This is a genomic window from Kitasatospora sp. NPDC007106, from assembly GCF_040634455.1.
GTDB lineage: Bacteria > Actinomycetota > Actinomycetes > Streptomycetales > Streptomycetaceae > Kitasatospora > Kitasatospora arboriphila.
The window spans coordinates 1-10,166 of the sequence record NZ_JBEYFP010000185.1; the positions used below are offsets into that span (position 1 = coordinate 1).

Genomic DNA, 10,166 nt, shown 5'->3' on the forward strand with positions numbered 1-10,166 from the left:
CGCGATTCGGAAGGATGACCGCATCCGAATTGCGCAGTTCCCCGCGCCCCTAGGGGTTCGCCGTTTCCAAGGGCTGCGCAGTTCTCCCCCAGCCTTCGGCCGGGAGGTACCCCCACGCGCCCCTAGTGGTCGACCTCTACGTTCAGGCCTTGCGGAGCTGGAAGGCGAGGCCGAGGGAGTCGTCGGTGAAGCTCTCGGACTCCCAGTCGGCGGCGCCCGCCGCGAAGTCCACGGCGAGGACCTCCTCGGCGACGAGGGGGCCGTGTTCGGCGATGGCCTCGGCGGTCTCCTCGGTGGTGGCGCGCCAGCGGAGGACGATCCGGTCGGCGACGTCCAGGCCGGAGTTCTTCCGGGCCTCCTGGATCTGGCGGATGGCGTCGCGGGCGATGCCGAGCCGCTTCAGCTCCGGGGTGATCGCGAGGTCCAGGGCGACGGTCGCACCGGACTCGTTGGCGACGGCCCAGCCCTCCCGCGGGGTCTCGGTGATGATCACCTCGTCCGGCGAGAGCTCGATCCGCTCGCCGTTCAGCTCGACCCCGGTGGTGCCGGAGGCGCGCAGTTCGGCGGCGAGGACGGCGGCGTCGGCGGCCGCGACGGCCTTGGCGACGTCCTGGACGCCCTTGCCGAACCGCTTGCCGAGGGCACGGAAGTTGGCCTTGGCGGTGGTGTCGACGAGCGAGGCGCCGACGCCGGCCAGCGACTCCAGGGTGGTGACGTTGAGCTCCTCGGCGATCTGCGCCCGCAGGTCGGCGGGGAGTTCGTCCCAGCCCTGCGCGGCGATCAGCGCGCGGGAGAGCGGCTGACGGGTCTTCACCCCGGACTCGGCGCGGGTGGCCCGGCCGAGTTCGACGAGGCGCCGCACCAGCGCCATGTTCCGCGAGAGGTCGGCGTCGACGAGGGTCTCGTCGGCGGTCGGCCAGCTCGCGAGGTGGACGGAGGCGGGGGCGCCCGGGACGACCGGGACGACCAGGTCCTGCCAGACCCGCTCGGTGATGAACGGGGTGAGCGGGGCCATCAGCCGGGTGACGGTCTCCAGCGCCTCGTGCAGGGTGGCGAGCGCGGCGGCGTCGCCCTGCCAGAAGCGGCGGCGGCCGCGGCGGACGTACCAGTTGGAGAGGTCGTCGACGAAGCCGGAGAGCAGCTTGCCGGCCCGCTGGGTGTCGTAGGCCTCCAGGGCCAGGTCGACCTCGCGGACGAGGGTGTTGAGCTCGGAGAGCACCCACTTGTCGAGCTGCGGGCGGTCGGCGGGCGCCGGGTCGGCGGCGGAGGGCGCCCAGTCGGCGGTGCGCGCGTACAGGGCCTGGAAGGCGACGGTGTTCCAGTAGGTCAGCAGGGTCTTGCGGACGACTTCCTGGATGGTGCCGTGGCCGACGCGGCGCGCGGACCAGGGCGAGCCGCCCGCGGCCATGAACCACCGGACGGCGTCGGCGCCGTGCTGGTCCATCAGCGGGATCGGCTGGAGGATGTTGCCCAGGTGCTTGGACATCTTCCGGCCGTCCTCGGCGAGGATGTGGCCGAGGCAGACCACGTTCTCGTAGGAGGACTTGTCGAAGACCAGGGTGCCGACGGCCATCAGCGTGTAGAACCAGCCGCGGGTCTGGTCGATCGCCTCGGAGATGAACTGCGCCGGGTAGCGCTTCTCGAACAGCTCCTTGTTGCGGTACGGGTAGCCGTACTGCGCGAACGGCATGGAGCCCGAGTCGTACCAGGCGTCGATGACCTCGGGGACGCGCACGGCGGTGCCGGAGCACTGCGGGCAGCGATACGTCACGTCGTCGATGAACGGCCGGTGCGGGTCGAGGCCGCTCTGGTCGGTGCCGGTGAGCTCGGAGAGCTCGGCGAGCGAGCCGACGCAGGTGAGGTGGCCCTCGTCGCAGCGCCAGATCGGCAGCGGGGTGCCCCAGTAGCGGTTGCGGGAAAGCGCCCAGTCGATGTTGTTGTTCAGCCAGTCGCCGAAGCGGCCGTGCTTGACGTTCTCGGGGAACCAGTTGGTGTTCTCGTTCTCCCGGAGCAGGGCGTCCTTGACCGCGGTGGTGCGGATGTACCAGGACGGCTGCGCGTAGTAGAGCAGCGCGGTGTGGCAGCGCCAGCAGTGCGGGTAGCTGTGCTCGTACGGCAGGTGGCGGAAGAGCAGGCCGCGGGCCTGCAGGTCGGCGACGAGGGCCTCGTCGGCCTTCTTGAAGAAGACGCCGCCGACCAGCGGGACGTCCGCGGCGAAGGTGCCGTCGGCCTCGACCGGGTTGACCACGGGCAGGCCGTAGCGGCGGCAGACCGCGAGGTCGTCGGCGCCGAACGCGGGGGACTGGTGGACGATGCCGGTGCCGTCCTCGGTGGTGACGTAGTCGGCGGTCACCACGAAGTGCGCGTTCTCGATCTCGACCAGCTGGAACGGCCGGTCGTACGTCCAGCGCTCCATCTCGGCGCCGGTGAAGCTCTGCCCGGTGGTCTCCCAGCCCTCGCCGAGGGCCTTGGCGACCAGCGGCTCGGCGACGACGAGCTTCTCGGTGCCGTCGGTGGCCACCACGTAGGTGACCTCGGGGTGCACGGCGGCGGCGGTGTTGGAGACCAGCGTCCAGGGGGTGGTCGTCCAGACCAGCAGCGCGGCCTCGCCGGCCAGCGGGCCGGAGGTCAGCGGGAAGCGGACGTAGACCGAGGGGTCGACGACGGTCTCGTAGCCCTGGGCCAGCTCGTGGTCGGACAGGCCGGTGCCGCAGCGCGGGCACCAGGGGGCGACCCGGTGGTCCTGGACCAGCAGGCCCTTGTCGAAGATCTGCTTGAGGGACCACCAGACCGACTCGATGTAGGAGGGGTCCATCGTCCGGTAGGCCTCGTCGAGGTCGACCCAGTAGCCCATGCGCTCGGTGAGCTTGACGAACTCGTCGGTGTGCCGGGTGACCGACTCGCGGCACTTGGCGTTGAACTCGGCGATGCCGTACGCCTCGATGTCCTGCTTGCCGGAGAAGCCGAGCTCCTTCTCGACGGCGAGCTCGACCGGCAGGCCGTGGCAGTCCCAGCCGGCCTTGCGGGCGACGTGGTAGCCCTTCATCGTCCGGTAGCGCGGGAAGACGTCCTTGAAGACGCGGGCCTCGATGTGGTGGGCGCCGGGCATGCCGTTGGCGGTCGGCGGGCCCTCGTAGAACACCCACTCCGGGCGGCCCTCGGACTGCTCCAGGCTGCGCTGGAAGATCTTGTTGTCCTGCCAGAACGACAGGATGCCGTGCTCGACCGCAGGCAGGTCGACCTGCGCGGGGACGGGGTTGTAGGTGCTCATCGCTGGCGTCTACCTCCGACGGATGCGTGGACTGGCTCCGACGGAGGGACGAGACGGCAGGCCGTCCCGCGGTACCACCCTCCTTGGCCGCGGCCGGACCGGCCCGCGACCCTCTTGTTTGGGTCTGCTGCCGGTTCTACTGGGCCGTCCGAGCGGGTCGGACGGCCGTTCTTCCGGCGGCTCCGGGGTGATCTTCGCGCCGTGCACACCCCCGGGCTCGCACCGTCCCCGGGTCGCTGGTGGCTGCGTACAGCGGTACTCGTCCCATCTGCGCCTCGCCAGGCCAGTGTATCGGCCGTGGCAAACCGGTTGCGGCACCCGCACCGCCCGGCGCGGGCCGCCGTCGGCCGGTGGCGATTAGCCGGTGGCGATCTGGGCACAACAGGGTCAGCGCTCGGGCACCGGTGGCGGCAGAGGCTGCCCGAGTGGGATCGGATCTGACGCCGGTATGTCACGTTGTGACCGGATTCGATGGGGTTTATCTTTCCGGCACCAGAGGCCGCCGGGAACCGGCGGTTCGCATCATTCGTAAATGAGGTCGAAAGCCATGGCTGAGAGAGCAACTGGCACGCGTACCGCCACCAAGCGGACGCGGGAGGCTGTGGCAGGCGACCCAGGGGAGGGGACCGTGAGCACTGCACGGCGGAAGACCAGCACCACCACCACCGGCCGGGCGGCGGCCAGCCGCACCCACGTCCCGGCGGGCTCCGGCGCCCGGGGCGGCGGAGCCGAGTCGGTGGACCCGGCCGAGCTGCCCGTACGCCCCGGTGAGGACGCCTGGACGTCGGCCGAGGTGGCCGAGCTGCACGCCGAGCTCAACACCGACCTGGAGCGCCTGCGCGCCGAGATCGAGGCCTCCGAGGCCGCGATCACCGGCCTGATGCGCGACTCCAACGACGGCGCCGGCGACGACCAGGTCGACGCCGGGACCAAGAACATCAACCGCGAGAGCGAGCTCGCCCTCGCCAACAACGCCCGCGACAGCCTCGCCCAGACCGAGCGGGCGCTCGCCCGCCTGGAGGGCGTCGGCTTCGGCGTCTGCGAGTCCTGCGGCCAGCCGATCGGCAAGGCCCGGCTCCAGGCGTTCCCGCGGGCGACGCTCTGCGTCAGCTGCAAGGCCAAGCAGGAGCGCAGGTAGCGCCCGTCCGGGGTGGCGGGGAACGGGCGGTCCGGCCGCCGAGTGCCGTACGCTCGTCCCCGTAACCCCGGCCCAGGTCGGCCCGCCTCGGGCCGGTCCTCTTGTACACGGCAGCGGAGCGGATCATCAGCACTCCAGGTTCCCCCCAGACGCAGGACGAAGCCGTCCCCACCGCACGCGTGCCGTACGAGCCGGAGACCGCCGTGGACGAGTCCGCCTCCGAGCCCGGCACCGCCACGGCCGGGGCCACCGCGGCGGGCGGCGCCCGCAGCGTCCGCCGTCGCCGGGTCGGCGTGCTGCTGGCCGTCGCCCTGCTCGCCTTCCTGATCGACCTCGGCAGCAAGCTGCTGGTCGTCGCCCGGCTGGAGGGCCACCGGCCGATCCAGGTCATCGGCGACGTCATGACCTTCCAGGTGATCCGCAACCCCGGCGCCGCCTTCGGCATGGGCCAGGCGATGACGGTGGTGTTCACCGCCATCGCCGCCGCCGTGATCGTGGTGATCTGGCGGATCGCCCGCCGCCTGCACAGCCTGCCCTGGGCGATCGCGCTCGGCCTGCTGCTCGGCGGCGCCCTCGGCAACCTCACCGACCGGCTGTTCCGCTCGCCCGGCGTGTTCCGCGGCCACGTGGTGGACTTCATCTCCGTCCAGCACTTCGCCGTCTTCAACCTCGCCGACTCGGCGATCGTCTGCGGCGGCATCCTCGTGGTGCTGCTGTCCTTCCGCGGCTCCAACCCGGACGGCACCACCCACCAGAGCGCCAAGCAGACCGCCGCGCAGGACGGCGCGCAGGACGGCGGAGAGAGCACCGGCGACCGCGCGGAGTGACCGCGGCCGCGTGACGGCCCGACGACGACCGCCCCGCAGGCCCCGCGCCGGCGGGGCGGACCGCGTCCGCGGCGGTCGGGCCGCCCCCCGCGGTCCGGCATACTCGTACGAGTGAGTATCGCAGCGCAGACCCGCAGCCTTCCCGTACCCGACGGCCTGGAGGGCGAGCGCCTCGACGCCGCCCTGGCCCGGATGTTCGGGTTCTCCCGGACCAAGGCCGCCGAACTGGCGGCCGACGGCAAGGTGACGCTCGACGGCTCCCCCGCCGCCAAGTCCGACCGGGTCACCGCCGGCGCCTGGCTGGAGGTCGAGATCCCGGCCCCCGCCGCCCCCGTGCAGATCGTCGCCGAGCCCGTCGAGGGCATGCACATCGTCCACGACGACGACGACATCGTCCTCGTCGACAAGCCGGTCGGCGTCGCCGCCCACCCCAGCCCCGGCTGGACCGGCCCCACCGTCATCGGCGGCCTCGCCGCGGCCGGCTACCGCATCTCCACCTCCGGCGCCGCCGAGCGCCAGGGCATCGTGCACCGCCTCGACGTCGGCACCTCCGGCCTCATGGTCGTCGCCAAGTCCGAGCGCGCCTACACCGACCTCAAGCGGCAGTTCCACGACCGGATCACCGAGAAGCGGTACAACGCGCTCGTCCAGGGCCACCCCGACCCGCTGACCGGCACCGTCGACGCCCCGATCGGCCGCCACCCCAGCAGCGACTGGAAGTGGGCCGTCACCCGCGACGGCAAGCCCTCGGTCACCCACTACGACCTCATCGAGGCCTACCGCGCCGCCTCCCTGCTCGACATCAAGCTGGAGACCGGCCGCACCCACCAGATCCGGGTGCACATGTCCGCGCTGCGCCACCCCTGCGTCGGCGACCTGACCTACGGCGCCGACCCGACCCTCGCCAAGCGCCTCGGCCTCACCCGGCAGTGGCTGCACGCCGTCCAGCTCGGCTTCGAGCACCCCTCCGACGGCCAGTGGGTGGAGTTCCGCAGCGAGTACCCCGCCGACCTGCAGAAGGCCCTCGACATCATCGCCGCGGAGAGCTGACATGGCCGACGCGACCCACCGGCCCGCCGTCGAGATCCGGATCGCGACGAGCGAGGCCGACCTCGCCCAGGTGCGACACGTCCGCCGCGAGGTCTTCGTCGAGGAGCAGAACGTCCCCGAGGAGCTCGAGTACGACGAGCTCGACGCCACCTCGGTGCACCTGCTCGCCGTCGCCGCCGACGGCACCGGCCTCGGCACCGGCCGCCTGATCCACGGTGCCGACGCCCTGAAGCTCACCGGCGTCGAGGGCCGGGTGCTGCTCGGCCGCCTCGCCGTGCGCAAGGCCGCCCGCGGCACCGGCCTCGGCGCCGACCTCGTCCGCGCCATCGAGGAGGCCGGGCGCGAGCGCGGCGCCCGCGAACTCGAACTGCACGCCCAGACCCAGGCACTCGGCTTCTACGAGCGGCTCGGCTACACCGCCGAGGGCCCGGTCTACGAGGACGCCGGAATCCCGCACCGCACCATGGTCCGGGTGTTCTGACCGCCGCTTCCGCCGCGGCCCGCCGACCGCTACGCTCCCGCCCGTGAACGATCTCCGGGTGGGAGCGTCGCTGGTCGGCGGCGGACTCGTGCTCGCCGCGCTCGTCGTCGGCGGCGGGTACTGGGCGCTCGACGGCGGCCTGTACGGCTGCACCCGCGCCGACCGCCGCCTGCAGCAACCGGTGACCGCCGAGGTGCGGGCACTCGGGGCGCCGCAGGGCGCGCACTCCGACGGGGAGCCGTACGCCGGCTGCGACGACGACGACCGCTTCGCCTACTACGGGCAGGGCTACGACGAGCCCGCCCGGCGGGCGGACGTCGTGGCCCACTACCGGGCCGCCGCCGCCCGCAACGGCTGGCAGCCGGCCCCGCCCGACCCGGACGAACCGGCCTGGCGCACCGACCCCGGCGGCGAGCGGATCGGCCTCTGCTTCACCAAACAGGTCGACGGCACCACCGCCCACCTCGCGGTGGGCTGGGCCTACGCCGGCGGACGGGGCTACACCGTCGAGGTCCGCGCCAGCCGTACCGGCGGCGCCTGGTGCGCCTGACCGCTGCCCGACCGTCGCGGCCCGGCCTGCGGGCCGCGGTTCGAACCGGCGGACCGGGGTAGGCGCGCCCGGGTGAGCGAGGCTGTGGAGACGGCGGCCCGCCTGCTGCGCGAGCGCGGGCAGACCTACGCGCGGGAAGCCGGGATCACCCTGCGTGACAAGCCCGCGCCGCTCTACCAACTGCTGGTGCTGACCCTGCTCTGCTCCACCCGGATCCACGCCGACATCGCCACCGCCGCCGCCCGCGAACTCTTCCGGGCCGGCCTGCGCACCCCGCGGGCGATGGCCGACTCCGGCTGGCAGGACCGCGTGGACGCGCTCGGACGCGCCCACTACGTCCGCTACGACGAGAGCACCGCCACCGCCCTCGGCCGCGGCGCCGAGCTGCTCCTCGACCGCTGGCGGGGCGATCTGCGCCGGCTGCGCGGCGAGGCCGACGGCGACCGGGCCGCGGTGCACCGGCTGCTCCAGGAGTTCCCCCGGATCGGGCCGGTCGGCGCGGACGTCTTCTGCCGCGAGGTCCAGGGCGTCTGGCCGGAGCTGCGACCGTCCTTCGACCGCCGTGCCAGGGACGCCGCCGCCTCGCTCGGCCTGCCGACCGACGGCGACGCCCTGGGCGCCCTGGTGCCGGGACCCGAACTGCCCGCGCTGGCCGCCGCCCTGGTACGGGTCGAGCTCTCCTGAGAGCGCCCCCCGAACGCGTGGGGCAGGGTCAGAACAGGCCGTGCCACATCTGCTCGACGATCACGTTCCACCAGGTCGAGTCCTTGTGGAAGGCCTGCGGGTCGATCCCGGCGAGCTCCGTCTGGAGCGCGGCGACCGCGGCACCGGCGGCCAGCGGGTCGAGCCCGCGCATCGCCGCACGCGCCGTCACCAGGGCGTCCAGGCCGCGCAGGAAGGCGGAGAGCGAGGCGCTGACGTACCGTCCGCTGCCGGTGCGCGGGTTGACGGCCCACACCGAGCCGAGGCCCTGCTCGTCCCCCGTGCACTGCACGGCGACGATGCACAGGCCGTCGGAGCCGATCCTCGTCCAGCCCGCGAGGACGTCCAGCAGCGAGTCCTCCAGCTCGGTGCCCGCGGCCGTCAGATGGGTGCGCAGGTCGGCGAGGAGGCCGCCGGCCGGCGGGGCGTCCGGGCGGTCCGCGACGAAGAACAGCGGCACGTCGGCGGGCAGCCCCGCCCAGGTCAGCGTGGAACGGACCGGCTCGGGCAGCGCACTGCCCGCGATGTCGTCGGCGTCGTACCGCACGACCTCGCCGAACACCTCGGCCAGCCGGCGGCCGAGCGCCACGTCACGGACCGGAGCGGCCTGCTCGACCTCGCCGGGCTGCGGCGCCGGCACCCGGTGCGGGCGCGGAGGCAGCGCCTGCCCCGCGAGGCGGGCGACCCGCTCGGCGTGCAGCGTGAGTGCGGCAGCACCCTCGGCCCGCTCGTCGGCGAAGATCCCGTAGGTGTGCGAGCAGGAGACGCTCGCGTTGGGGAAGGCGCGCTCCAGCAGGGCGGCGGTGTAGCCGCCGGGCAGGGTGGCCGGGCGCAGATCGGTGTGGACGGCGACCACGTTCCCGGCCGGCACGCCCAGCCGGTCGAGCTCCGCGGCGAGCTGGTACTCCGCGGGCGGCAGACCCGGACCGGCGTTGCGGTAGAGCATGACCTCCTCGCCGTCGGCCGGGTTCACGTAGGTCGCGACGGCGGTGTTGCCGGGGCCGGTCACGGGCGGGTCGTTGCGGTGCGCCCGCTCGGCGTGCTCGGCCTCGTACGCGCGGACCACCTCGTCCACCGGGATCGAGGGCCACACGGTGAGCTCACCGCTCTCCCGGTCCACCACACCGCAGGCGTCGCCGAGGTCGGCCGGCGGGCGCCGCTCCCCGGTGACGGGGTCGCGCTCCAGCGGGGCCGGCGCGGCCCAGACCACCCAGCCGAGACCGAACTCGCGGTGGCGGACGGCACGGCGCTGCTCGGCCGGCGCATCGCCGTTCAGCCAGCGGTCGGCTGCGGCGAGGGCCTGCTCCTGGGTGATCACGACGACTCCTCCGTGGTAGCGGACTCCGGCCGACATTACCGTCAGGCACCGTCGACTCCGAACGGTTGCATATGATCGCACGACGAAAACGACCGCGGCCGACCGGTCTTGGCCCGCCGCGGTCCGGGGTGAAGTCCAGGGTTGAGGACGACGGGGAGGTGGCCGCCATGGCCGAAGAGCACGAGATCGGCGACGACGAACTGCTGGACGTGGCGGACAATCCGACCCAGGCCGCGTCACTGCACAAGGCACTGCGCACCCTCGCCAACAACTCCAACGTCGGCCCCGAGCTGCAGGAGATGGCGAAGGGCGTGCTCAGCGGCCGGATCGGCATGAAGGACGTCATCGAGTCCGACCGCTACATGCACGCGATCACCGGCCGGCTCGGCGAGATCCACGACGCCGCCGAGCACCTGTCGCCGGAGGACCGGCGCAGGTCGGAGGAGCGCGCGGAGAAGATGGTCCGCGAGCAGGAGGAGGCGGAGAGCGGCTCCGCCAAGCGCGACGACCGGCGGAAGTGACGGACCGTCCGGTCCGTGTGCAGGGTTGTCGCGGTGTTCGTGCGGGGCCGGTGAAGGGCCGGCCCCGACGGCGCCGACCGGGGATCTTCCCGGCGTCGGGGGGCGACGGCGTGTCAGTGTGATGAATAGGATCGTCTGACTGTTCGTCGTTCGTGTTGTGCTTCGTTCTCGTTCACCCGTCCCGGCCCCGGAGCCGGACGGGCCGGTCAGTTGGGGGGAACTGACTCGTGTCGCTGATGCTGCCGGACGGCCTTGAGTGGGTCCTGGAGATGCTCGGCTTCGACTGGCCGAAGGCGGACGAGGACAAG

9 protein-coding genes are annotated in these 10,166 nt (G+C 73.1%); 7 read left to right on the forward strand and 2 right to left on the reverse strand.

What is annotated here, in order from left to right:
- Positions 1–142: 142 nt before the first annotated feature.
- Positions 143–3,271, reverse strand: coding sequence for an isoleucine--tRNA ligase (gene ileS / locus ABZ641_RS16950; RefSeq protein ID WP_359982624.1), 3,129 nt, complete (start codon positions 3,269–3,271; stop codon positions 143–145).
- 628 nt (positions 3,272–3,899) lie between these two features.
- Here ileS and ABZ641_RS16955 point away from each other — a divergent pair.
- The 6 genes from ABZ641_RS16955 (at position 3,900) to ABZ641_RS16980 (ending at position 8,001) form a co-directional block, all read left to right on the forward strand.
- A complete protein-coding gene (locus tag ABZ641_RS16955) occupies positions 3,900–4,409 on the forward strand; it encodes a TraR/DksA family transcriptional regulator (RefSeq protein WP_344627433.1) in 510 nt (169 codons plus the stop codon).
- 179 nt (positions 4,410–4,588) lie between these two features.
- The gene (gene lspA / locus ABZ641_RS16960; RefSeq protein ID WP_359982627.1) at positions 4,589–5,236 is read left to right on the forward strand and encodes a signal peptidase II; all 648 of its coding nucleotides are present in this window, start codon (positions 4,589–4,591) and stop codon (positions 5,234–5,236) included.
- A gap of 111 nt (positions 5,237–5,347) precedes the next feature.
- A complete protein-coding gene (locus ABZ641_RS16965; RefSeq protein ID WP_359982630.1) occupies positions 5,348–6,286 on the forward strand; it encodes an RluA family pseudouridine synthase in 939 nt (312 codons plus the stop codon).
- Position 6,287: 1 nt separating this feature from the next.
- Entirely contained in the window at positions 6,288–6,767 is a 480-nt protein-coding gene (locus ABZ641_RS16970) for a GNAT family N-acetyltransferase (protein ID WP_359982633.1), read from the forward strand.
- 43 nt (positions 6,768–6,810) lie between these two features.
- Positions 6,811–7,317, forward strand: a complete 507-nt coding sequence (locus tag ABZ641_RS16975; protein ID WP_344627437.1) for a hypothetical protein — start codon at positions 6,811–6,813, stop codon at positions 7,315–7,317.
- 72 nt (positions 7,318–7,389) lie between these two features.
- Positions 7,390–8,001: an endonuclease gene (locus ABZ641_RS16980; protein WP_359982635.1), complete on the forward strand. Its 612-nt coding sequence runs from the start codon at positions 7,390–7,392 to the stop codon at positions 7,999–8,001.
- A gap of 28 nt (positions 8,002–8,029) precedes the next feature.
- Here ABZ641_RS16980 and ABZ641_RS16985 read toward each other — a convergent pair whose 3' ends face one another.
- A complete protein-coding gene (locus ABZ641_RS16985; protein WP_344627439.1) occupies positions 8,030–9,337 on the reverse strand; it encodes an SUKH-4 family immunity protein in 1,308 nt (435 codons plus the stop codon).
- Positions 9,338–9,504: 167 nt separating this feature from the next.
- Between ABZ641_RS16985 and ABZ641_RS16990 the strand changes: the two genes are divergently transcribed.
- On the forward strand, positions 9,505–9,858 hold the full coding sequence (locus tag ABZ641_RS16990; RefSeq protein ID WP_344627440.1) for a hypothetical protein: 354 nt from the start codon (positions 9,505–9,507) through the stop codon (positions 9,856–9,858).
- Positions 9,859–10,166 lie beyond the last annotated feature (308 nt).